A 22,617-nucleotide genomic window follows, 5' to 3' on the forward strand; every position below is an offset into this window, starting at 1 on the left:
GCTACTCGGTCCGCCTCCTCGAGAAGGAGGGCGGCCGCAGCGGCCCCTGGCACGCGGACGGTTGACACCCCGGCCTCCCTCGGCGGAAGCGCGCGAAGGCGGCGCCCAGCCGGCGCAGCGTGCGGTCCCGTGTGCCCCAGGCTCGAGCTGGGGGGGTCCGCGGGGGGGAGTGGAGCTCCCCCCCGCTAGTACGACATGCTCAAGGCCGTCGATCGCGGCATGAGCTACTCGGTCCGCCTCCTCGAGAAGGAGGGCGGCCGCAGCGGCCCCTGGCACGCCGGTCAGTAAACCAGGTCGATGGTGCGGCGCTCGCCCGCGTCCAGCGAGATCAGCTGCAGGTAGGGCAGCCCGCCCTCCAGGTGGGTCGGCCCGGCGAGGAGCAGGGCGGGCCCGGGAGCGAGGCCCTCCAGCGCGTAGCGGCCCTCTCCCCCGGCCAGGTCCACCTCGACCAGCCGGGCCCCTCGCAGGTAGGGCCGGGTCGCCTCGACCCCGCTCTCGAAGAAGCGGACCAGCCCCTCCCAGCCCTCCTCCCGCGCGGTGTTGGCGAGCTGCGCGCCGACGACGAGGACGATGAAGCTCCGCTGCCCGGGATCGGTGAGGACGCCGCCCTCGATCCGGGCGTCCGCCGGCGTGCCCACGTCGAGCTCGAGGGTCTCCCCCGCCCGCAGCTCTCCGACCCGGGAGACCCCGAGCATCTTCTCTCCGGGGCGGTCGGCCGTGACGAAGGCCTGGTAGCGCCCCGGCGGCAGGACCTGGCTCCGGTAGCGGCCCCAGGCGTCGGCCGGCACCGTCGAGCGGGCCGACCCCCACACCGAGGCCTCCCCGAAGCGCTCGAGCTGGAGGATGGCGTGCGGCCTCCCGAAGGCTCGCCCCTCGATGACGCCGCCGGCCTGCAGGGTCAGCCGGATCCGGTCCGTCTCCGGCCCGATGGCGGGGCAGTCGTCCTGGGAGCTCGCCACGTAGCCCGGGTGCTCGGCCCACACGCAGCGTGAGCCCTCGCCCGGGCGGATCCGGACCTCGCCGGCCGCGTCGGTGGTGTGCCACCCCCCCGCGATCACGAGCGCCCCCTCCACGCCCTCCCCCTCGGGGTCGACCACCTCGACGGTGACCTCGGGGCCCGGACCGAGGCGCACCTCTCCGAGCTCCACCGGCCCCGGGCAGCCGCCCTCCAGCGAGCGGGTGAGGGTCGCGTGGCCCGGGCCCTGGAAGCGCACCTCCCTCCTCTCGAAGAGGAGCTCGGCCCGGAAGCGACCGTCGGCCCGCTTCTCCAGGGTCCCCTCCACGAGCTCGACCCCGCCGAGCGGGAGCCCGGCCGTCGAGACGAGCCTCCCCTCGATCACGCAGAGGGTCTCCAGCTCGATCTCCACTCCGTCGGAGGGCACGCTCAGCGAGCTGAACCCCGACCCGTACCCGAAGGCCGTGACCGAGGCGATGGCCGGCCCGGGCGGCAGGGCGGTGAAGACGAAGCGGCCCTCCTCGTCGGTGATCGCTCGCACCTCGGCGAATTCGTTGCTCTCGACCCCGGTCTCCCCCCGCAGGGTCTGGCCGTGGACCGTGACCTCGGCGCCGGCGACGGGCCGGCGATCGTCCGAGGCCAGGGCCACCCCCTCGAGGCGCCCGGTGGGGCGTGCCCGGATCAGCTCGACCACCGAGCGCTCGCCGGAGACGATCTCGACCCGGCGGGGCTCCCCCGCCGCGAGGCCGGGCGCCGTCAGGCGAAGCTCCACCACGCCGGGAGCGAGGTCGTCGATCCGCGCCGCCCCCTCGGCGTCGAGGGCCACGCTGCGCAGCGGGGCGCCGGGGACCTCCGGCTGGAGGGACACCCTCCCCCCGGGGATCGGCGACCCGTCCTCGAAGCGCGCCGACACCACGAGCTCACCCGCCCGCTCCAGGGTGATCTCGAGGAGGGGCGGCAGGGGCTCCCACCGGCCTTCGAAGCTGCCGTGGCCGGCGTGGCGCACGGTCAGCTCTCCGCTCCGGCTGGCCCCCGAGAGCCAGCAGACGCCCTCGGCGTCGGTGTGGTGGTCCTCGTCCACCCGCCAGCCGCCGCGCAACATCACCCGGGCTCCGGCGATGGGCTCTCCCCCGGCGTCCCTCACCCGGACCTCGGTCCGCGGACGCGGCTCGAGCACCAGCAGCACCGAGGCCTCGACCGGAGCTCCCTCCGGGGCGGGAGGGATCGCGGCCCGGGTGGCGGCAGCCGACCCCTCGTCGCGGCGGGCCATCACCTCCACCTCGCCCACCGGCAGCCCCTCGAAGGTGAAGGAGCCGTCGGCCGCCGAGACCGTCTCGAGCCCCTCCAAGCGCGGCGTGATCCACACCGGCACCTCGGCGGCCGGCCGCTGCCCGGCGTCGATCACCCGGCCCCTCAGCCGACCCCTCGGCCAGAGGTACAGCTCCTCGGTCCAGGGCTCGCCCGGCTCGACCCTGGGCTGGCTGCGCTCGTCGAGGGGGGTCGCCGCCGAGGCCAGGTCCCCCCACTCGGCCTGGAGCCGGTGGGGAAGCGAGACGTCGATCGGGAGGGAGAGTCGCCCGTCGGCCTCACTCACCCCCACCGGCTCGCCGTCCAGGAGGAGGGTCGCTCCCCCGGCCGGCTCGCCGCTCGGGTGGCGAACCCTCACCGTGAGCGTGGGCCGGAAGTCCGGCGCCTCGGGCGCGTCGGCGCTCGCCACCGGGACCCTTTCGCCCAGCACCGCGGCCCGCCGCTCGGCGCGGGCCCGCTTCAGGCGGAGCGTCGCCGCGTTCGGGCTGGTCATCGACTCCGGCAGGAAGGAGATCACCAGGCCGGCGCCGGCCAGGAAGATCCCGACCCCGAGGACGACCGCGATCAGGACCGTAGTGCGCCACGCCACCGCCCGAGGGTAGCGGGTTTCACCGGCGCCTGGCGAATGGCCGGAGCGTCAGGCCGCCGGGGCGAGCTCGACCACGCCGGCGGCGCGGTGCCGCACGAGGGCGATGAAGCCCTCCCAGGTCTCGGGGCGCATGGTCAGGGTGCTGAACTCGCGGCCGCTGCTCTTGCCGGCGAAGACGACCTCGCCGCGGATCCACTCGGAGGTGCCGTCGGGGAAGCGCAGGATCCCCACCAGGCGCTGGGCGGGCGCGAGCTGCAGGTCCCAGATCTTCAGGGTGTCGAGGTCGATCGCCTCGACCTCGCGCTCGAGGGTCTCGCTCTCTCCGGCGAGGGTCAGCGAGATGCGCTCGGCCTGCTTCTTCCCCGGCTTCGTGATGGCGTCCATGGTTGGGTGGAATACGCCCGGCCCCCGTGGATGCCTGTGACTGCGGTCACCCGGCCATCGCTTTTTCAGCCATCCCCCGATCATGGCGGCGATCATCCTCCCTCGCGGAGGGCGCGCCAGTTTTTGGCGTGATGGGGATCACGGTGAGCCGCGAGCTGTGAGCTGTGAGCTACGAGCTGTCGGGCCGAGTGGCGCTTCGCAGCCTGGTTGGCAGTTGATATGGAGGCGCCTCATGAAGGTCTTCGTTCGTGTCGGCGCTCTCTCCGTCTCCCTCCTCCTCGCCGGGCCGGTGCTGGCCGAGGGGGCGCTCTCAGGGAGGGTGGTCGACGCGCTCTCGGGCCGGGCGCTCTCGGGCGTCGAGGTGACCCTCGAGGACACGGGGGCCCGGGCCCTCACCGCCACCGACGGGCGCTACCGCCTCGACGCCCGCGAGTCCCTCGCGCGGACCCTCTCGCTGGCGGCGAGCGGCTACTGGCCGGCGCGCTTCGTCGATCAGCGGGTCGAGCGGGAGGCCACCCTGCGCCTCCTGCCGCGCCGGATCGACGAGGCCGCCCTGCGCGCCTGCACCGCCGACCTCGGCCGCTGCTTCGGCGTGCCCACCCACCGGCCCGAGGCCGCGGCCGTCCCGGGCCTGCCGCAGCGGCTGCCGGTCGCAGTGGTCCTCCCGAACGGCCTCACCGCGCCGCCCGAGCTGCCCGCCACGGTGAAGGTCGCCCGCCGCTTCGCCTCCTCCTGCTCGGGCAACCCCATCGTGCAGATCGACGAGGTCGCCTTCGAAGACTACGTCGCCGGGGTGGTGCCCGCCGAGATCGGCGTCTTCAAGAGCACCCCCGGCGGCCCCGAGTCGGCCCGGGCCAGCTTCGAGACCTTCGCGGTCCTCGCCCGCACCTACGCGCTCTGGTGGTGGTTGCAGAGCGGCGGCGCCAGCGCCCAGTACCACCTCGACGACACCGCCTGTAACCAGCGCTACGAGGACTACCGCGACGCCTGGATCACCTCGGTGGTCGACTCCACCGCCGGGAAGGTCCTGGTGAGCGCCGCCGATCCCACCGTGATCGACAAGTACGAGTACGCGGCCTCCTGCGGCCGGCACGGCACCCGCCCCGAGTACCAGACCGAGCTGGTGCCCGATCAGACCGGCACGGTGGGCTGCACCAACGGCGGCTGGTGCGGCCACGACAACTGCGCGGCCCACGAGGACAACCCCTCCCTGCCCGCGGGCAACCGCTGCCTGGTGCGCGGCACCTGCCAGTGGGGCTCGCTGGAGTGGTCCTTCGTCGGGCGGGACTACGGCTGGATCCTGGGCCACTACGAGCCGAACCTGACGCTGGTCACCCTCGGCGGCGATCCCACCGCGAACCTGGTGGGCTTCGTCCGGGAGCTCGACGTCTACACGGGCCCCGACATCGCCGACGCCGCGGTGAGCCTCGACTCGGGCGAGAGCACGATCACCGACGTCACCGGCTTCTACCGGATCGTCGGCCTGCCGCTCGGCACCTACCAGATCACCGCCAGCGCGACCGGCTACCAGAGCGGCAGCCGGGAGAAGGTCCTCGACGGGCCCGGTGACTTCTGGGGCTCGCTGGCCCTCCTGCCCGAGGGCCACGACGGCGGCACCGATCCCACCGACGGTGGCGGGAGCGACGGGGGCACCTCCGACGCGGGGGGAGGCGGCGGCGACGCCCCGCAGGGCGGCTGCGGCTGCGCCAGCCAGGCGCCCGCCCCGGCCGGGAACCTGCTGCTCGCCCTCGCGCTCTTCGGCCTCGCGCTGCGGCGCCGGAGGTGACTCCTCCCCACGCCGCCTTTGCCTGAGACGGGATCGCGGACGTAGATTGCGCCCATGAAGCGGATTCTGGGAGGGATCGTCTGCCTTCTGCTGCCTGCGCTCGCGCTGGCGCAGGGCAGCGAGGTGCACGAGCAGCCGGACATTCTCCTGGGCGAGGTGACGCTCCCCCTCATCGAGCGCTCCGAGACCCTGGAGGACCTCCCCCTGGGCGCGTCGCTCTTCGAGGGTACGCTCGGCGGCGCGACCCGCCTCTTCCTGGCGGGCGGCGTCGAGCCGGGGGGAGTCGGGGAGCGCGCCATCCGCGTCTGGGAGCCGGCGGAGCGGCGCTGGGCGGCGACGGGCCTCTATCTCCCGGGAGAGCTGGTCCCCCGGTCGCCGGTGAGCGTCACCTGGATCGACCACAGCGCGGGGAGCTTCCTCTCCCTGGGCACCTCGAACCTCCGGGTCGACCCGAGGCCGGCCGCCTTCCTCGACGACCGGGAGCTCTCCTTCGACACCACCGGTAGCTGCAGCGACCTCGCCGCCGAGACCTCCGCCGCCGGCACCCCCCTGCGGCTGGGCAGCTCCCACTTCTTCACCAAGCCGGCCGGGGCCCTGGGCACCCCGGACACCCTGGCCGTCTTCCTCTACCTGGTGGATCCGGACTTCGAGTCCGCCGAGGGCCGCTTCTACAGCGTCGCGCAGCCCAAGATCGCCACCGGCGCGCCCGACACCATCTGCTTCCAGCGGATCCTCGATCGGATCTCGATCCCCGAGGACCGGGTCTTCGCCTCGGTGCTCTTCGATCCGACCGCCCGGCAGGGCGAGGGCGCCCTCCTCTTCGCCGGCGGCCAGGGGGTCAGCCAGTCCAGGAACACCACCGCCGTGGCCTACGATCTCCAGGGCGTGGCCGAGGAGCTCATCGGCTCGGGCTCGAACCAGTCTCCCGAGGCGATGATCCCCCTCGCCGACGGCAGCGGCGTCCTCCTCCTCGTCGACGAGGATCCCACCCAGAGGGAGGACGTCCCCGGCCTCGTCGAGGCCCGCTACGACCAGACGAGCGGGCGCTACGAGCTGACCCCCCGGGCCGCGCCGGTCGGGGTCGGCGGCCAGCCCCCGGCCGGCGTCTACGCCGATGGCTTCGATGCCGGCATGTGGCGCCTGGCCCGGGAGCCCTCCGACGGGACCCTCGTCCTCTACGCCCACACCAGCCCGGCCAGCGCCCAGGCCGGTGGCCACGACGTCGACGGCGCCTCCGGGACCCAGAGCGACTACGTCACCCTGCGCGAGGGGACCCTCGCGCTCTTCGGCCAGACCGAGCACTTCGTGATCTGGCCCCGGCAGTACGGCACCGAGTTCACCTTCCTGCTCACCCTCGACGGCGAGCCCACGGGGCGCTGGGGGATCGACTACCGCTCGCGGGACGACGGCGTGAACTCCACCCTGGAGTTCGGAAAGATGGACTCCCAGACGCGGGATGACGGCCTCTTCGTCCTCTCCCTCGAGGGCTACGATCCCGAGGAGTCCTACTTCACCCTCATCGTGCTCGACGGCGGCAACAAGTACCCGGTCCTCGATCTCGACCTGCTGACGACGGTGCGGGAGCGGGAGAGCGTCTACCGGGGCTTCGGCTGCCAGAGCGGCGGGGGCAGCGGCGGGCTCGCGCTCGTCCTGCTCGCCCTGCTCCTCGCCGGCGCGCGCCGCCGCCAGGCGCCGGCCCTGCTGCTGGCCGGGCTCCTCCTCTCGGCCTCGCTCCCGGCCCGGGCCGAGGAGGCCCGGGAGGGGCGGCCCCGCCTCGCCTTCCTCGGGGTGACCCCCGGCGCGGGCGTCGACGCCCTCACCGCCGAGGCCATCAGCGACTACATCCAGACCCTCACCGCCGAGACCCAGGGCTACGACGTCATCCGCCTCACCGAGGTGAAGGAGATGCTCGGCTTCGAGGCGCAGAAGCAGCTCCTGGGCTGCGACGAGAGCGGCTGCCTGGCCGACATCGCCGGCGCCCTCGACGTCGACCGCCTCCTGCGGGCCTCGGTCTCGCGCATCGGCTCGTCGATGATGATCCAGCTGACCCTCCTCGACGGCCGGGAGGCCACCCAGATCCGGGCCTCGGGGATGCGCCTGGAGGAGGCCGAGGACGCCGAGCCGGTCCTCGACGTGCTGCCCGAGATCCTCGACGAGGTCTTCCAGGCCGACGAGCGCTTCGAGGGCAAGCGGGTGAAGGCCCGCAGCCGGCTCGGCAAGAAGCGCGGCTCCCGGGGCTACGTCCCCGAGCACCGCTGGTCTCTCGGCGCGGGCGTCGACATCGACGTCGCGAACGGCGGCGGCACGCTGCTGGGCCTCCACGTCGGCTACCGCAGCCGCGTCTTCGGCTTCGGCCTCTCGGTGATGCCGCGCATGGGGGTGAGCCCCATCGAGGCCTTCACGGTGCCGGTGGGCCTGCGCGCCGAGGTGCGCCTGCGCCTCTTCAAGGCCGGGCCGGTCCACCCCAACCTGGTCCTGGGCACCACCATGTTCCCCACCGACGCGCTGCTGGCCCGCGCCGGCGTCCACGTCGACGTCGATCTCCACCGCTTCCTGCGCGCCTACGTCGCCCTCGCCGCCGAGGCGCTCACCGGCAACCAGCCCTTCCACCAGGGCTACGCCGTCCTCTCCGTCGGCGCCGCCTTCGTTCCCTAGACAATCGACGCGGCCCGCGCCTCGACCCGGGCGATGACCGCCTCGAAGGCCCGGCTGATCCGGGTCTGGTCGCGGATCATCGCCACCTTCGGCCAGGTCACCCGCTCCCCCTCCAGGATGAACTTCTCGAAGTCGGCCAGGCTGGGGTTGGCGACGATCTTCCGCAGCATCGCCGGATCCACCCGGGGGTGGATGTTGATGTCCCCCACGTAGGGCTGGGCCATCAGGTCGTGCAGCCGGCCCAGCCGCCGGCGGACGCGCTCGTTCTCGATGTAGCGGCTGGAGGCGCCGAGGATCGAGGCCAGGTGGGAGGTGGTCAGCTCGCTGGCGAGCGCCAGCCCGGCCTGGGCCAGGCTCTCCTGCTCGCTCTTGCCGGCGAAGAGGTACACGTGGGCGTTGGTCTGGCTGACGATGAAGTGGTTCACGTTGTGCAGCCGCCCGACGCGAGCCATGGGCACGTCGCCGCCCACGCTGCCGTCGATCCACCGCTCCCGGGGCAGGTAGGGCACGGGCTCGCCCTCGGGACCCCGCGTCATCAGCATGGCGGGCTCGAAGAGGAAGGGCATGGCGCAGGAGACGGCCGCCGAGTAGGTGACCAGCAGGTCGGGCGCCGTCAGGTGGTTGAGGATCCGCGGCTTCTGCCGGCTGCGGGTCGGCGCGACCGAGATGTTCAGGACCCGGCCGGTCTTCGCGAAGGCCTCCGCGAAGGTGTAGTCGCCGCCCATGTTCGTGCGGATGTGTTCGAGGAGCTGCTCGTGCCCGAAGAGCGACTTGTCCCGGGCGATCTGGCGCAGGCCCTTGAAGCGGACCGCCACCCGGTGGACCTCCTCCGGGTGGGCGAACATCCGCGCGTTCTCCTCGTCGGTCCGGGTGCAGACCCCGGCGGCGACGATCGCCCCCATGCTCGAGCCCGAGATGATCGAGGGCAGGAGCCCCCGCAGGAAGAGGGCCTTCACCACCCCCAGGTGGTAGATGCCCAGGGTCGCGCCGCCAGAGAGCATCAGGGCCGAGCGGCCGAACTTGTGCTGGGCCTGGAAGAGGCGCTCGAGCTTGGCCTCGTCGGGCAGGCCGGTCCTCTTCTCGTCGGCCAGCCAGTTCAGCGCCCGGACGGCCAGCTCGAGGAAGCGCCGGGGCAGGTGCTTGGTCTCACCGCTGTAGGTCTCGCAGTAGAGGCGCGGGTTCAAGAGGTCGTGGTGGTGCTGGGTCAGCGCCTCCTCGAGGAGCTCGACCAGCGCCGGCGCGTCCTCCCGCGCGAGGCAGGACTCGAAGCGCGCGACGTCCTCCCGGATCACCTCGTGGTCGTAGTAGTTCGAGCGCTCGTCCTCGAGCCACGCGTCGTTGTGCTCGAGGGCGTCGAGGGTCTCCGCGGCGGCGAGCCAGTCCTCGTAGGTGAGCGCGGACTCCATCGCCCGCCGCGCCGCCCGCCGCTGCTTTCGTTCCGAGAACATCGCTGCTCAATAGCGCGAGACGCAGGTGCCCAGGGGGTCCTCGGCGAGCACGCCGGAGGAGAGGCGCACCTCGGCGCTGGTGGCGCACTCGGCCATCGCCGCGCCGGCGGTGTTGGTGCGCAGATCCCCGTCCGAGACGGTCAGGCTCGAGCCCTCGCGGGCGAGGATGCCGAGGCCCGCGTTGCGCTGCAGGCTGGCGCCGGCGACGCCGAGGGTGGAGGCGCCCCAGGCCTCGATGCCGTGGGAGCCGTTGTCCTCCAGGGCGAGGCCGTCCGCGCTGCCCGAGGTGCCGATCATCTGCAGGCCTCCGCCGTGGGCCTGCCGCACCGCCACGTCCTCCAGGGTCACGCCGGCGCCGTGGAAGAAGAGGCCCATCCCGAGATCCCCCACCGAGTCGCCGGCTACCGTCTGGATCGTGACCCGCCGCAGGGTGGTCTCGCCCCGGAGCACCTGCACGCCCACGCCGGCGACGTTGCTGACCCGCAGGTCCTCGATCAGGGCCGGCACCAGCAGGTCGTTGGCCACGACCCCGCCGGCGGGCATCGGCCCCTCGAGGACGACGTTCTTCAGGGTGCCCGCCCCGCCCACCAGGCCCACCCCGGCCTGGGTCACGTTGCGCACGTCGAGGTCGTCGAGCTCCACCCGTCCGTCGGGGCGGGTGAGCAGCCCGTACTCGGCCTCGCGCGCCCGAAGCCGCAGGCCCGTGAGCGTACCGCCGGCGACGAAGTAGGCCGCCGAGGAGACCCGCTCGGCCATCGCGTCGGTGACCGTGGCCTCGCCGGCGATGAGGCGCAGCGCGGCCTCCGCGTCGTGCACGAAGAGCTGGGAGAAGGTGGCGTCGCCGGCCTCGATCCGGAAGGCCGCCCGCCCGCCGCTCACCTCGACCCGCTCGACGATGAGCGAGCCGAGGGAGACGACCGTGTGCTGCCGGTCGGCCCCCTGCAGCTTCAGGTCGCGCAGGATCACCTGCACCCCCGCGGGCACGACGAGCACGGGGCCGTCCGCCGGCGCCACCACGGTGGTCAGGGCGACGCCCGCCCCCTGGAAGAGGGTGTCCCCCTCGACGACCAGCGGCCCCTGCACCGTGCCCGCCGGGAGGTTGGCCTCGACGATCGGAGGGTCCGCGTCGGGCTCCGAGGGCTTGCTCGCGCAGCCCGAGCCGCCTCCGGCGCAGCTCGCCAGGACGAGGGCCGCCAGCAGGCCGCCGCCGGTCGCTCGCCAGGCGTTCACGACTCACCTCCGGGCAGGAGCTTCGGCGCCCGGGCCGCCGGCGGGTCCTCGTCCCGGCCCAGCGCGTGGCGCACCTCGCCGGTGCCGAAGCGCTCGACCAGCTCCTCGACGCTGCAGCCGAGGAGCTCGCGGCCCAGTGCGACGAAGGCCGCGGCCGGCACGCACAAGAGGCGCTCGCCGACGAAGGCCGAGACGAAGACCGCGCCGCACTCCGGCAGGGGCGCCCGGCGGGTCTCGCAGTGGTAGACGAGCTTCGGCAGGAGCACCTCGAGCAGCCAGTCGGCGCCGGGCGCCTCCGGGACGATCACCTCGTAGGAGAAGGGCTCCCCCCGCTGGTCGGCCGTGAGCCTCGCGAAGGCCTCCCGCGCCTCGCCGAGCAGCCGGTTGGCGTCACGGGCCTCCCCCTCCAGGAAGGCCTGCTCCCAGAGAGGTGAGAGGTCGAGGGGCACGGCCGTCTCCCTATCCGCCCCAGCCCGAGCCCGGAACGTCGATGGTGAAGGGCGGCGCGCCGAGGGTGACCGCCGGATCGAGGGCCTCACCGTCCCGCCAGATCTCGAAGTGCAGGTGGGGGCCGGTGGAGCGGCCGGTGCTGCCGACGAAGCCGATGGAGTCGCCGGCCTCGAGGCGCTCACCCTCCCGCACCATGATGTGGGCGAGGTGCGAGTAGCGGGTGACCCAGCCGCCGGGGTGCATCACCTCGATGTGCTTGCCGTGGCCGCCCATCCAGCCGGCCCAGACCACCACCCCGGCCCCGGACGAGACGATCACCTGGCCGTCGTAGCCGTCGAGGTCGATCCCGTAGTGCATCCGCGAGAGCCCGCTCATCGGGTGCACCCGCAAGCCGAACTCGGAGTTGACGATCACCGGATCCACCGGCCAGACGAGGCGCTCCACGTCGCGGCCCTGCCGCATGGGCTGCACCTTCGCCCGGGCCCGCTCGATGCGGTGCTCGAGGTAGGCCAGGCGCGAGCGCACCCGGGTGGCGAGATCCGAGCTGACGAGCCAGGCGCGATCGTCGGCGTCGAGCTCGGTCTCGATCGCGACCTTGGTCCGCACCAGCTGCACCGCCGGCGTCCGGGCCGGCGGCTGGTCGAGGTAGACGTCCACCGCCTCGAGGAGGGTGGACCAGGCCTGGTGCATCGCCTGGGGGGGCGCGGTCTTCTTCCCCCGGGTCTTCGCCGCCCGCAGGGAGCCGAGCACGCGCGCGGCCGAGGCCATCGAGTCGTCGATCGTGGCCTCGCCCTGGCTGCGATCGGGGGCCAGGTGATCCAGCGGGATCACCGGCACCGGCCCGGCCCGCCAGCGCTGGGTGTCGGCGGCGCGCTCGGGGAGCACGCGCCCCTGCAGCGGGCGGATCTTCACCTTCACCGGCGGCACGGTGAGCCCGTCGATCTTCCGCGCCTCGGGGGCCCTCTTCGCCACCTTCACCTCGGTGCCGGTGGAGGCGATGGGCCGCGCGATCGGCTTCGACGACGGCGTGCTCGCGCAGGCCATCAGCCCCAGGGCGAGGGTGGGCACGAGCGTCGCCAGCGAGGGGCGGCCTGGAGAGAGGAGAGGGGCCAGGGTGGGGTCCTTCCTAGAACTTCCTGATCTAGTAGCAACCGGGAGCGAGGCCCGGCAAGAAACCTCCCCCCACCTACATGTAGGTCGAGGTGGGATGCACTGTCGCTTTTTCGGGCACCCCCCGGCGCGCCTGCCCGGAGGGGGCCCGGAGGGCCCTTACTTCGCCACGGAACTCCACGAAGGGCGTTTCTTTAAGCCATACTGCGCCGACCGGCCGGAGCTCTTTTCGGCCGCGTTGGGTGGAACCATCAAGGGAGCCCTTCGGGAGGGGTGGCTGCGAGGGCAGCTGTCGCCTTTTCGATCGGTGACCCGTCGTAGAGGGCAGGAGACGAACACCATGAACGTGACGATGCCACGGACGCTTCGCAGCTGGACCACGCCGCTCATCCTGGGGGCCGTGCTGGCCTCCTTCCTCGGCACCAACGGCTGCTCCTGCGACGGTGACGGCGGCCTCGGCGACGTGAAGCCCGAGATCCTCGCCCTGCCCAACCCGGTGGTCTTCGATCGCATCTCGGTGAACATCGAGGCCTCGGTGCAGCTCATGCTCAAGAACGACGGCAACGCCGTCCTCGAGATCACCGGCGAGCCGGTGCTCGCCGAGAACGCCGAGGACGGCGAGACCGAGCTGATCCTGCGGCGGATCATGCTGCCCGTCGACTGCGGCACCGGCGCCGAGCGGGTCGACGATACGCCGAACACCGTCGATCCCGGCGAGTGCGTCTCGGTGGACGTCGTCTACATCCCCGCCAACCTCGGCCCCGACACCGGCACCATCACCGTGCAGAGCAACGATCCGGACACCCCCACCCTGGTGGTCCCGATCGACGCCGTCGGCGCCGCCCCCGACATCGAGGTCTGCGTGCTGCCCTCGGCCTGCTCGGCCGAGAGCGTCTGCTACGAGCCCGGCTCCGGCCCGCTCACCATGGACTTCGGCCTGCTGCAGATCAACGACACCGCGACCTGCCCGGTGAGCATCAACAACCGCGGCGAGCTGCCCCTGGCCAACCTCGACTGGTCCTTCAAGAGCGGCAACCGGCGCGGCGACTACAGCCTCGACCCCACCGACCTGGGCTCCGGCGGCGACCTCGAGCCGGGCGCGGGCATCATCGTCAACATCGAGTTCTCTCCCCGCTCCGGCGGCCCGAAGGACGCGGTGGTCGAGATCACCTCCACCGACCCCGACGAGGCCGCGGTCACCATCCACCTCGACGGCATGGGCGACGGCCCCAAGGTCTGCCCGGATCCCTTCCCGGCCATCGACTTCGGCCAGGTCATCGTCGGCACCACCGACAGCATCGACGTGACCCTGGAGAACTGCGGCACCATGCAGCTCTCGATCACGGCGATGGAGGTACAGAACCAGAACGGCACCGGCCCCTCCACCGAGTTCGCCCTGGGCGCCGGCGCGCCGGGCGTGCCCATCGACCTGGCCGCGGGCACCTCCGCCGCCGTGCCGGTGGAGTTCACCCCGCCCATCGAGGGCTACTTCACCGGCCGCCTCTACCTCGAGTCCACCGACCCGGTGGTCCCCTCGGGCTGGGTGAACATCGTCGGTGAGGGCGTGGTCCCGCCCTCCTGCGAGCTGCAGGCCTCCACCTCCACCGTCTCCTTCGGCACCGCCGCGCCCTCGGGGCTGGGCGGCACCCCCGTCGAGAAGACCCTCGCCCTCTCCAACCCCGGCGAGCTCGACTGCACCGGCGTCACCGCCAACATCACCGCCGGCGCCGCCGCGACCTTCTCCATCGTCGGGCTGCCCGCGGGCGGCCCGCCCTGGACCCTCACCCCGGGCACCGTGGTGATCTTCACCCTCGCCTACGATCCGGCCGACACCACCGGCCCGGACCTCGGCACCGTCAGCTTCGGCGCCAACGAGCTGGCCGCCCCCCTCGACGTGAACCTCACCGGCACGCCGGTCAGCGCGCCGAGCTGCGACCTGGCCGTGACGCCGGCCACCGGCAACTTCTCCTTCAACGAGTGCGCCCTGCTCTCCTTCACTCCGCGCGTCGCCCAGTTCGGCGCCGTGAAGATGGGCTCGGACAAGACCCTCCCGGTCTCGCTGGAGAACATCGGCACCCGGATGTGCACCGTCGCCTCGGCCACCTTCCAGGCGGCCATCCCCTTCTTCCCGCCGGACCCCACCTTCACGCTGCCCAACGGCGGCGTCCCGAGGGTGAACGGCGTCCCGAGCGCGAACATCGCCCCGGGGCAGGTCGGCACCATCGACGTGCTCTACACGCCGGTCTCCGAGGCCGCCAACTGCGGCGCCCTCTGGGTCCAGACCGACAACGTCGGGCAGCCCAGCGAGTGCCTCGGCATCACCCCGGCCGGTGACGGCTGCTACAACATCTCGATGATGGGCCAGGGCGTGCGCTCGGCCATCGAGGTGATCCCCGGCGACGTGGACTTCGGCGTGATCACCGTCGGCTGCGCCTCCCGCGACACCAACGTCACCGTCTACAACATCGGCCAGGCGCCGATGGTGCTGAACAACATCTACGTCGACCCGGCCACCGCGCCCTTCAGCATCGTCTCCGCGCCGCCCACGCCCCACACCGTGCCCGGCGGCGGCAGCATCACCATCCGGATGAAGTACCAGCCGCCCGACACCAACACCCACACCGGCCTGCTGGTGCTCGAGTCCGACGCCCAGAACGGCAACTACTTCACCGTCCCCCTCGAGGGTAAGGGCACCAACGATCCCCACCAGACCGACACCTTCCAGCAGCTCTCCGAGCCGATGGTCGACGTCCTCTGGGTGATCGACAACTCCTGCTCCATGAGCGAGGAGCAGAGCGCCATCGCCAACAACGGCAACTTCTTCCTCAGCCACGCGCTCTCGCTCTCCACCGACTTCCAGATCGGCGTGACCTCCACCGACATGGAGGATCCGAACCACGCCGGCCACCTGCTCGGCAACCCGAAGATCATCACCCGGACCACCCCGAACGCCGTGAGCGCCTTCGGGAACAACGTGGACCTGGGCACCGGCGGCTCGGCCACCGAGAAGGGCCTGGACGCCACCCACAGCGCGCTGACCGATCCGCTCATCACCGACCCCGCCGCGAACGGGGGCTTCCTGCGCGACGACGCCAAGCTGGTGGTCATCGCGGTCAGCGACGAGGCCGACCAGAGCACGCCGCCGGTCGACTTCTACGTGGACTTCCTGAAGAACATCAAAGGCTACCGGAACACGGACCTGATGAGCTTCTCGGCCATCGTCGGCTACGACGAGCAGACCAACCAGCCCAGCCAGTGCACCTCCGCCAACGGCGACGCCGCCTCCGGGCCGCGCTACGTCGAGGTGGCGACCCGCACCGGCGGCCTGAAGCGCTCGATCTGCTCCAGCAACTGGGGCCAGATCGCCGACGACCTCGGCCTCGACGCCTTCGGCGCCCGCACCGAGTTCTTCCTCACCCGCGAGCCGATCCCCTCCACCATCGTGGTGAAGGTCAACGGCGTGACCGTGCAGTCGGCGGGCAACTGGAGCTACGACGGCAGCACCAACTCGGTCGTCTTCGATCCGGCCGCGGTGCCGGCGCAGGGTGCCACGATCGTCGTCGACTACGATACGATCTGCCGGTAGCAGTCGAGCCAGAGGAACAACCGTGTACGTGCACGTGGACGTGTACGTGCACGACCCTTCGTCCCGGGAATCACGTCGCTGATTCCGGGCGCCCTCCGTACACGTCCACGTACACGGACTCTCCCGGGAGCGACCCTACCCGGGGACCTTGGGGACCTCGTGCTTCAGGTCCGGCTCGTCGTGCACGAAGGTCAGATGGAGGGAGCCGCGGGTCCTTCCTTCCGCGGGGGCTGGCGCGCTGCCCGGAAGCTCGTGGATCCGGATCCCCTCCTCGCCCAGGCGGGCGATCAGCTCGCCGAGCCGCTCGAGCGGTAGCTCGTCGAAGCGCAGCGCCAGCGCGATGTTCGAGAAGAGCTGGAAGTCCTCGATGTAGGCGCCGCAGTCCTGCAGCGCCTCCTCGACCAGCCGGATGGCCCGGGTCCGCTCGACCCGGGTCGCGCCCTCGAGCCTCTTCACCCGACCATCCTACCCCTGCGCTCCTGCCGGGTGTCGGACCCTCGTGCTAGCTTCCCGCGCATGGCGAAAAAGGCTCGCGCGATCTTCTCCTGCACCACCTGCGGTCACCAGGAGCCCAAGTGGCTGGGCCGCTGCCCCGAGTGCGGCGCCTGGGGCGCCCTGGTCGAGGAGATCGCCGTCAGCAGCAGCAGCGAGAAGGCCGCCGCCCGCTCCCCGGGCCAGGGAGGCCGGCCGGTGCCCCTGCCCGAGGCGGGGGCCGAGGACTTCCAGCGCCGCTCGACGGGCATCACCGAGCTGGACCGGGTGCTCGGCGGGGGCGTGGTCCCCGGCGCCCTCTCCCTCATCGGCGGCGATCCGGGCATCGGCAAGTCCACCCTCATGCTGATGGCGGCCGCGCGCCTGGCGAACGAGCACGGGCCGGTGCTCTACGTCTCCGGCGAGGAGAGCGTCGCGCAGATCCGCCTGCGGGCCGACCGCCTCGGCCTCGAGGCGCCCACCCTCCACCTGCTGGCCGAGACCGACGGCGAGAAGGTCCTGGCGCAGGCCTCCGCCATGGAGGGCCTCTGCGCGCTGGTCCTCGACTCGATCCAGACCCTGCACCTGCCCGAGATCTCCTCGGCCCCCGGCTCGGTGAGCCAGGTGCGCGAGCTCACCGGCCTCTTCCTCGGCTGGTCGAAGCGCCGCGGGGTGCCCACCTTCCTGGTCGGCCACGTCACCAAGGACGGCGCCATCGCCGGGCCGCGGGTCCTCGAGCACATGGTCGACACGGTCCTCTATTTCGAAGGCGACCGGGGACACGCCTACCGGATCCTGCGCGCCCACAAGAACCGCTTCGGCTCGGCCGCCGAGATCGGCGTCTTCGAGATGCAGCGCTCGGGCCTGGTCGAGGTCCCCGATCCTTCCGCGGTCTTCCTCGCCGGCCGCCCTGAGGACGCCCCGGGCTCGGTGGTCACCGCCGCCCTCTCGGGCTCGCGGCCGGTGCTGGTCGAGGTGCAGGCCCTCTGCTCCCAGAGCCCCACCGGCGGCTCGGCGAGGCGCACGGCCATCGGCGTCGAGAACACCCGCCTGGCCCTGCTCGCCGCGGTCCTCGAGCGGAGGTTGGGCCTGACCCTCTACGATCACGACATCTTCGTGAACGTCGCCGGCGGCCTCTCCCTCGACGAGCCCGCCGCCGACCTGCCGGTGGCCTGCGCCATCGTCTCCAGCCTGCGCGGCGTGCCCCTCGATCCGCGCACCATCCTCTTCGGGGAGGTCGGCCTCACCGGCGAGGTGCGGGCGGTGGCCCAGACCGAGCTGCGCCTCTCCGAGGCCGCCAAGCTCGGCTTCAAGACCGCGATCCTCCCGGCCGATACCCTCGCGCGCCTCACCGAGGATCCCCCCCTGGCGGTGCTGGGGGTCCGCAGCCTCGACGAGGCCCTGGACGCGGCGCTCTAGGAAGATCGGGTACATTGTAGGCCACCCATGGCCGACGCCCCCGAGAAGACCCCACCCGGAGACCACGACCCCGAGGCGAGCGAGGCCTCCCCCGAGGCCGAGGAGGGACGCTCCCCCTCGGGCGCGGACAAGCGCCAGCACCCCCGGGCCAGGCTCTCGCTGCTGGTGCAGTACCGCTTCGCCAGCTTCGACGAGTTCCTCGGCGAGTACGCCTCCGACCTCTCCCTGGGCGGGATGTTCATCCGCACCGACGAGCCGAGGCCCTCGGGCTCGATGATCTACCTGCAGTTCTCGCTCAAGGACGGCAGCACCCTCATCGAGGGGCTCGGCCGGGTCTGCCACGTGACCGAGCCCGGCGGGGAGCGGCCGGCCGGGATGGGGATCGAGTTCGTGAACTTCGACGAGGCCTCGCGAGAGCTCATCGAGGGGATCGTCGAGGGGCACCTCTTGGACGGGGGCGAGCCTGAGATCGGTGACGGGGACGGGGACGGGGACGGGGACGGCGCTGGCCGCTGACGGGCGACCGCTTTCCGGTTAGCCTGCCCTCCCTCGTTTCCACCCCACGAGAGAGGAGACTCTCATGGCATCACCCCACGTCGTCGCCATCGATCAGGGCACCACCGGCAGCACGGTGCTGGTCCTCGACAAGAAGCTCGAGGTCCGGGGCCGGGCGAACTACGAGTTCCCCCAGCACTTCCCGGGCCCCGGCCAGGTCGAGCACGACCTCGGCGAGATCTGGAAGAGCGTGCAGCAGGCCCTGAAGAAGGCCCTCGGCCAGGCCGGCGTGAAGGGCAGCGACATCGCGGCCATCGGCATCACCAACCAGCGGGAGACCACCTGCCTCTGGCACCGCGGCACCGGCGAGCCGCTGCACCGGGCCATCGTCTGGCAGGACCGCCGCACCGCCGAGCGCTGCGGGCAGCTGCGCAAGGAGGGCCTCTCGAAGAAGGTGCAGAAGACCACCGGGCTGGTCCTCGACCCCTACTTCAGCGGCACCAAGCTCGAGTGGCTGCTGAAGAACGTGAAGGGCGCGAAGGCCGCGGCCCGCAAGGGTGACCTGGCCTTCGGCACGATCGACACCTTCCTCGTCTGGAAGCTCACCGGCGGCGCGGCGCACGTCACGGACGTCACCAACGCCTCGCGCACCCTGCTGATGAACCTCAAGCGCCGCAAGTGGGACCCGGGCATGCTCGAGCTCCTCGGCGTGCCCGAGGCCGTGCTCCCCGAGATCCGCCCCTCGGCCCAGATCTACGGGACGACCTCCGGCCTGAAGGTGCTGCCCGACGGCATCCCGGTGGCGGGCATGGCCGGCGACCAGCAGGCCGCCCTCTTCGGCCAGGCCTGCTTCGGCGAGGGCGAGGCGAAGTGCACCTACGGCACCGGCGCCTTCCTCCTGATGAACGTCGGCGAGAAGGCGGTCTACTCGAAGAACGGCCTGCTCTCCACGGTCGCCTGGGAGGTGGACGGCAAGGCCGCCTACGCCCTCGAGGGCTCGGTCTTCATCGCCGGCGCGGCGGTGCAGTGGCTGCGGGACGGCCTGAAGTTCTTCAAGTCGGCCCCCGAGATCGAGGCCCTGGCCCGCAGCGTCCCCGACGCGAACGGCGTGGTCTTCGTCCCGGCGCTCGCCGGCCTCGGCGCCCCCCACTGGCGCCCCGAGGCGCGGGGGCTCCTCTGCGGCCTCGAGCGCAGCACCACCCGCGCTCACCTGGCCCGGGCGGCCCTCGAGGGCATCGCCCTCTCGGTCCACGACCTCGCCGCCGCCATGCAGAAGGACGCGGGGGGCAAGATGCCCCGCTTCAAGGTCGACGGCGGCGCCTGCCAGAACGACCTCCTGATGCAGTTCCAGGCCGATCTGTTGAACGTGCCGGTGGTGCGCCCGGAGATGATCGAGACCACGGCGCTCGGCGCCGCCTTCCTGGCCGGCCTCTCGACCGGCGTGTGGGGCAGCACCGCTGCCATCAAGCGCGCCTGGAAGAGCGACCGCACCTTCAAGCCCGCCATGCGGGCGTCCGTGCGCGAGGCTCACCTCGCCCGGTGGCGCTCGGCGGTGGAGAGAGCATGAGCGACGCGAAGCAAAAAAGCCCCAAGGGCGTGCAGCTCCAGATCAAGGTCGACGAGGACGTCGCGCAGGGCATCTACGCCAACATGGCGATGGTGCACCACACCGACGCCGAGTTCACCATCGACTTCGTCTACGTGCAGCCCCAGGCCCCCCAGGCCAAGGTGCGCAGCCGGGTGGTGACCTCTCCGAGGCACCTCAAGCGGCTGATCTCGGCGCTGCAGGACAACCTCAACAAGTACGAGGCGAAGTTCGGCGAGGTGGACATGGCGGCCGCGCCACCGCCGGTGGCGAGCCCCTTCAAGCACTGAGTCGAGCTGCGAGCTGTGAGCTGTGAGCCAGGTTGCTCATTGCTCACAGCTCATAGCTGACAGCTACTAGCGGCGTCGCCGCCGGAAGAGCAGGCCGACGATCGCCAGCAGCGCGAGCTCGGCCGGAGCGCCACCGCGCCCGCTCTGCCCGCAGAAGCAACCGAAGGTGCCGTCCTCCTCGCCGCTGCCGCCGCCGCCACCGTCGGAGGTGGTGCCGCCGTCGCTCACGCCGCCGTCGAAGCCGCCGCCGCCGTCGGGCAGGCCACCACCGTCGGTGACCCCGCCGTCGGTCGCGCCGCCGTCGCAGGCGTCGCCGACGCCGTTCAGGTTCGAGTCGGCCTGGGAGGGGTTCGCGACCAGCGGGCAGTTGTCCATGCCGTCGGAGACGCCGTCGGAGTCGGTGTCCACCCAGCAGATGCCCCGGGCGTCCACGCAGCAGCCCTTGCTGCTGTCACAGCTGGCGGCCGCCGCGCAGGTGACGCCAGCGCAGGGATCCACGCCCGGGACGCAGGCGCAGTTGGTGCCGCCGGTGCAGGCGTTGCCGGTGCCCAGGTCCAGGCAGGCCGCGCCGCTGCACTCCGCCGAGGTCAGGCAGGAGCAGGAGCACCAGACGGAGGTGCCGTCGTTGATGCAGACGTCGTTGTCGGCCGTGCAGGCCGCGCCGTTGTTGGAGCAGTCGTTGCCCAGGCCGTTGCAGGTCGCGGCCTCGCAGAGGCCGCTCTGCGGGTTGCAGCTCTGGCCGGCCGGGCAGGTCACGTTGTCGCAGGGGCCGGGCTGGGTGGTGTTGGTGACGCAGGCGCAGTTGCCTCCGCCGGCGCAGGCGGCCCCGGTGTTCAGATCGAGGCAGCTCCCGTTGGCGCCGCAGACGAGGTCGTCGGCGCAGCGGCAGGAGCAGTAGACCGAGGTGCCGGTGTCCAGGCAGAGGTCGTTGTCGACGGTGCAGAGGGCGCCGTTGTTCGCGCAGTCGTTGCCCAGGCCGTCGCAGCTCGCCGCCTCGCACTGGGAGGTGGCGGGGTTGCAGGACTCGCCCGGGTTGCAGACCACGCCCGCGCAGGGATCGTCGCAGACGTAGGAGGCCGGGCAGGGGCCGTTGGTGCCCGCGTCGTCGTTGAGGCAGAGGTAGAAGGTCTGGCCCTGGGTGTCGGGCACCTCGAAGCAGGTGCTGTTGCCGGGGCAGGAGGTCTGGCCGCAGGTCTGGGTGCAGACGCCGCCGGCGCCGAAGCTCACGCACATCCCGGAGGCGCCGCAGTCGATGTTCTCGGTGCAGGTCTCGCAGATCAGGCAGGTGGCCGAGCGCTGGCAGATGTTCCCCACGCAGGTGTAGCCCGCGGTGCAGTCGGCGTCGCTGCTGCAGGGCGGCGGGACGCAGTCACCGGTGGTGGTGTTGCAGATGAGGGGCGCCTCGCAGTCGGTGTTGTCGAGGCAGGGCGCGGGCACGCACTGGCTGTTCTGGCAGACCTCGTCCGGTGCGCAGTCGGCGGCCGTCGAGCAGTTGCAGCTACCCGGGTAGAGGTAGCAGACCCCCGCCTCGTCGTCCTGGTGCAGGTCCCGCTCGACGATCCCGCCGCTGTAGGAGGGGTACATCGTCACGCCGTTGATCATCGAGTGATCGAGGCCCAGGAAGTGCCCCATCTCGTGGACCGCGATGCTCATCAGGTCGGCCTGCCCCCAGTTGGAGGGCGCGCCGTTCACGAAGGTGAAGCCCACCCCGTTGAAGACGATGTCAGCGCTGCTGATGGTGCAGTTGTTGGTGTAGGCGGCGATGGGCGTGACGCCGATCGTCGAGTTCACGTCCCCCAGGGAGGAGGGCCAGCCGGACTCGATGAAGCCCAGGGTCCAGGTCGAGTCGCTGCTGTTCTCGGGGCGGGCCGTCGTCGTGCCCTGGTAGGTCACGGCGAAGTCGGAGCAGCAGGGCGACGACCAGACCTGCCAGGAGGACTGGAAGACGCTGAGCACCGTGCTCTGGCTCAGCTGTGAGTAGCCGCTGCTGTTGAGGTGCCAGGGCACCGGCCGCTGGCTGGCGGTCCAGCGGGCGCCACCGCAGCTGTTGAACATCGTGTTGTAGGCGAGCGCCGGGCGGGCGAGTCCGAGGGCCGCGGCGAGGACGAGGAGCGTGGTCAGCCGCTTCATCACTCGACCTCGGCCTGCACCTTGCCCTGCACGGCCGCCTCGAGCGCGCCGAGGGTCGTGGTGGGCTCGGGGCGCACGGCGCGGTGGGCGCCGTCGAGGAGCAGCAGCCCCTCCTGGCTGCGGTGCAGGAGGAGGTCACCGTCGGCGGCGGTGCCGACCACGGCGAGCTTCGACTGGGCGAGGGCCGTCAGGAAGACAACGCCCTTGCCGGGCTCGCGGTCGGCCAGGAAGACCACCACCCGCTCGCCGTCCTCGAAGGCGGCGTCGCCGGGGATCTTCAGGGTCTTGCCGTCCAAGGTGCCGCCCATCTGGCGGATGACGACCCGCTCCCCCTTCTTCTTCGCCCCCTTCAGGGCCCGCTCCACCACCAGGGTGGTGTGGGTGTAGGGCCGGCCGCCCTCGCCCCGAACGACCTCCTGCGACTGCACCTTGGCCAGCACGACCAGGTCGCTCTTCTCGGCCTGGGCGGCGTCATCGAGGTGGAGCGCCACGGTGGCCCGGGCGGGCGTTGCGAGGGAGGCGAGACCACAGAGCGCGGTCCCGAGGAGAGCGAGGAACAGGCGTCGGGAAGTCATCCGGGGATTGTATCGCGTGCGGACCGGCTCCGGGTCCAGGGGTCCGGCGGGCGGGCCGGGCCTTACCTTCCGGCGCCCCGGATCTTCACCCTGAGCCCGGTTTTTCAGGGTCCTGGCGATCTGGCACCCGCCTTGCTCTGGCCCACGTCCG

At 72.1% G+C, this 22,617-nt stretch carries 16 protein-coding genes and 1 pseudogene; 8 read left to right on the forward strand and 9 right to left on the reverse strand.

The window, feature by feature from the left end:
• The first annotated feature begins 189 nt into the window (after positions 1-189).
• Positions 190-288, forward strand: a pseudogene (moaC, locus tag P1V51_00035) (cyclic pyranopterin monophosphate synthase MoaC).
• On the opposite strand, the gene P1V51_00040 reads toward moaC, so the two are convergent.
• Both P1V51_00040 and P1V51_00045 read right to left on the reverse strand, forming a co-directional pair.
• Positions 282-2,852, reverse strand: coding sequence for a carboxypeptidase-like regulatory domain-containing protein (locus P1V51_00040; protein ID MDF1561398.1), 2,571 nt, complete (start codon positions 2,850-2,852; stop codon positions 282-284). The pseudogene moaC and the gene P1V51_00040 sit on opposite strands and share 7 nt — an antisense overlap.
• Positions 2,853-2,900: 48 nt before the next feature.
• Entirely contained in the window at positions 2,901-3,236 is a 336-nt protein-coding gene (locus P1V51_00045; GenBank protein MDF1561399.1) for a hypothetical protein, read from the reverse strand.
• Positions 3,237-3,468: 232 nt separating this feature from the next.
• Here P1V51_00045 and P1V51_00050 point away from each other — a divergent pair, with 232 nt between their 5' ends.
• Entirely contained in the window at positions 3,469-5,022 is a 1,554-nt protein-coding gene (locus P1V51_00050; protein ID MDF1561400.1) for a carboxypeptidase regulatory-like domain-containing protein, read from the forward strand.
• Between the two features lie 54 nt (positions 5,023-5,076).
• Positions 5,077-7,677: a hypothetical protein gene (locus P1V51_00055; protein ID MDF1561401.1), complete on the forward strand. Its 2,601-nt coding sequence runs from the start codon at positions 5,077-5,079 to the stop codon at positions 7,675-7,677.
• On the opposite strand, the gene P1V51_00060 is transcribed toward P1V51_00055, so the two are convergent.
• The 4 genes from P1V51_00060 to P1V51_00075 are packed head-to-tail and all read right to left on the reverse strand — an operon-like array spanning position 7,674 to position 11,873.
• On the reverse strand, positions 7,674-9,125 hold the full coding sequence (locus tag P1V51_00060; protein MDF1561402.1) for a patatin-like phospholipase family protein: 1,452 nt from the start codon (positions 9,123-9,125) through the stop codon (positions 7,674-7,676). The two genes, P1V51_00055 and P1V51_00060, sit on opposite strands and share 4 nt — an antisense overlap.
• A 6-nt stretch (positions 9,126-9,131) precedes the next feature.
• Positions 9,132-10,355, reverse strand: coding sequence for a right-handed parallel beta-helix repeat-containing protein (locus P1V51_00065; protein ID MDF1561403.1), 1,224 nt, complete (start codon positions 10,353-10,355; stop codon positions 9,132-9,134).
• Entirely contained in the window at positions 10,352-10,804 is a 453-nt protein-coding gene (locus P1V51_00070; GenBank protein MDF1561404.1) for an STAUR_1299 family protein, read from the reverse strand. The genes P1V51_00065 and P1V51_00070 overlap by 4 nt, the downstream gene beginning before the upstream one ends.
• A gap of 10 nt (positions 10,805-10,814) precedes the next feature.
• Positions 10,815-11,873, reverse strand: a complete 1,059-nt coding sequence (locus tag P1V51_00075; protein MDF1561405.1) for a peptidoglycan DD-metalloendopeptidase family protein — start codon at positions 11,871-11,873, stop codon at positions 10,815-10,817.
• 394 nt (positions 11,874-12,267) lie between these two features.
• On the opposite strand from P1V51_00075, the gene P1V51_00080 reads away from it, so the two are divergent.
• Entirely contained in the window at positions 12,268-15,501 is a 3,234-nt protein-coding gene (locus P1V51_00080) for a choice-of-anchor D domain-containing protein (protein ID MDF1561406.1), read from the forward strand.
• A 135-nt stretch (positions 15,502-15,636) separates the two neighbouring features.
• Here the strand turns inward: P1V51_00080 and P1V51_00085 are convergent, their stop codons facing one another.
• Positions 15,637-15,957: a hypothetical protein gene (locus P1V51_00085; GenBank protein ID MDF1561407.1), complete on the reverse strand. Its 321-nt coding sequence runs from the start codon at positions 15,955-15,957 to the stop codon at positions 15,637-15,639.
• Between the two features lie 60 nt (positions 15,958-16,017).
• Here P1V51_00085 and radA point away from each other — a divergent pair, with 60 nt between their 5' ends.
• The 4 genes from radA to P1V51_00105 all read left to right on the forward strand — a co-directional run bounded on the left by radA (position 16,018) and on the right by P1V51_00105 (position 19,761).
• On the forward strand, positions 16,018-17,391 hold the full coding sequence (radA, locus tag P1V51_00090) for a DNA repair protein RadA (protein ID MDF1561408.1): 1,374 nt from the start codon (positions 16,018-16,020) through the stop codon (positions 17,389-17,391).
• Between the two features lie 27 nt (positions 17,392-17,418).
• Positions 17,419-17,907: a TIGR02266 family protein gene (locus P1V51_00095; protein MDF1561409.1), complete on the forward strand. Its 489-nt coding sequence runs from the start codon at positions 17,419-17,421 to the stop codon at positions 17,905-17,907.
• Positions 17,908-17,971: 64 nt separating this feature from the next.
• Positions 17,972-19,453 (forward strand): glycerol kinase GlpK, encoded by a 1,482-nt coding sequence (glpK, locus tag P1V51_00100; protein MDF1561410.1) that lies wholly within the window; start codon positions 17,972-17,974, stop codon positions 19,451-19,453.
• A complete protein-coding gene (locus P1V51_00105) occupies positions 19,450-19,761 on the forward strand; it encodes a DUF3467 domain-containing protein (protein ID MDF1561411.1) in 312 nt (103 codons plus the stop codon). The genes glpK and P1V51_00105 overlap by 4 nt, the downstream gene beginning before the upstream one ends.
• A gap of 66 nt (positions 19,762-19,827) precedes the next feature.
• On the opposite strand, the gene P1V51_00110 is transcribed toward P1V51_00105, so the two are convergent.
• Both P1V51_00110 and P1V51_00115 read right to left on the reverse strand, forming a co-directional pair.
• Entirely contained in the window at positions 19,828-21,891 is a 2,064-nt protein-coding gene (locus P1V51_00110) for a matrixin family metalloprotease (GenBank protein MDF1561412.1), read from the reverse strand.
• Entirely contained in the window at positions 21,891-22,466 is a 576-nt protein-coding gene (locus P1V51_00115) for a hypothetical protein (protein MDF1561413.1), read from the reverse strand. The genes P1V51_00110 and P1V51_00115 overlap by 1 nt, the downstream gene beginning before the upstream one ends.
• Positions 22,467-22,617 lie beyond the last annotated feature (151 nt).

The sequence above is a fragment of the Deltaproteobacteria bacterium genome (assembly GCA_029210625.1).
Lineage (GTDB): Bacteria > Myxococcota > Myxococcia > SLRQ01 > SLRQ01 > JARGFU01.

Bases quoted from the DNA above. Each gene is read 5' to 3' on its own strand.
- P1V51_00045 (MDF1561399.1), bottom strand. From the start codon at position 3,236: ATGGACGCCATCACGAAGCCGGGGAAGAAGCAGGCCGAGCGCATCTCG.
- P1V51_00050 (MDF1561400.1), top strand. From the start codon at position 3,469: ATGAAGGTCTTCGTTCGTGTCGGCGCTCTCTCCGTCTCCCTCCTCCTC.
- P1V51_00055 (MDF1561401.1), top strand. From the start codon at position 5,077: ATGAAGCGGATTCTGGGAGGGATCGTCTGCCTTCTGCTGCCTGCGCTC.
- P1V51_00060 (MDF1561402.1), bottom strand. From the start codon at position 9,125: ATGTTCTCGGAACGAAAGCAGCGGCGGGCGGCGCGGCGGGCGATGGAG.
- P1V51_00080 (MDF1561406.1), top strand. From the start codon at position 12,268: ATGCCACGGACGCTTCGCAGCTGGACCACGCCGCTCATCCTGGGGGCC.
- radA (MDF1561408.1), top strand. From the start codon at position 16,018: ATGGCGAAAAAGGCTCGCGCGATCTTCTCCTGCACCACCTGCGGTCAC.
- P1V51_00095 (MDF1561409.1), top strand. From the start codon at position 17,419: ATGGCCGACGCCCCCGAGAAGACCCCACCCGGAGACCACGACCCCGAG.
- glpK (MDF1561410.1), top strand. From the start codon at position 17,972: ATGGCATCACCCCACGTCGTCGCCATCGATCAGGGCACCACCGGCAGC.
- P1V51_00105 (MDF1561411.1), top strand. From the start codon at position 19,450: ATGAGCGACGCGAAGCAAAAAAGCCCCAAGGGCGTGCAGCTCCAGATC.
- P1V51_00110 (MDF1561412.1), bottom strand. From the start codon at position 21,891: ATGAAGCGGCTGACCACGCTCCTCGTCCTCGCCGCGGCCCTCGGACTC.
- P1V51_00115 (MDF1561413.1), bottom strand. From the start codon at position 22,466: ATGACTTCCCGACGCCTGTTCCTCGCTCTCCTCGGGACCGCGCTCTGT.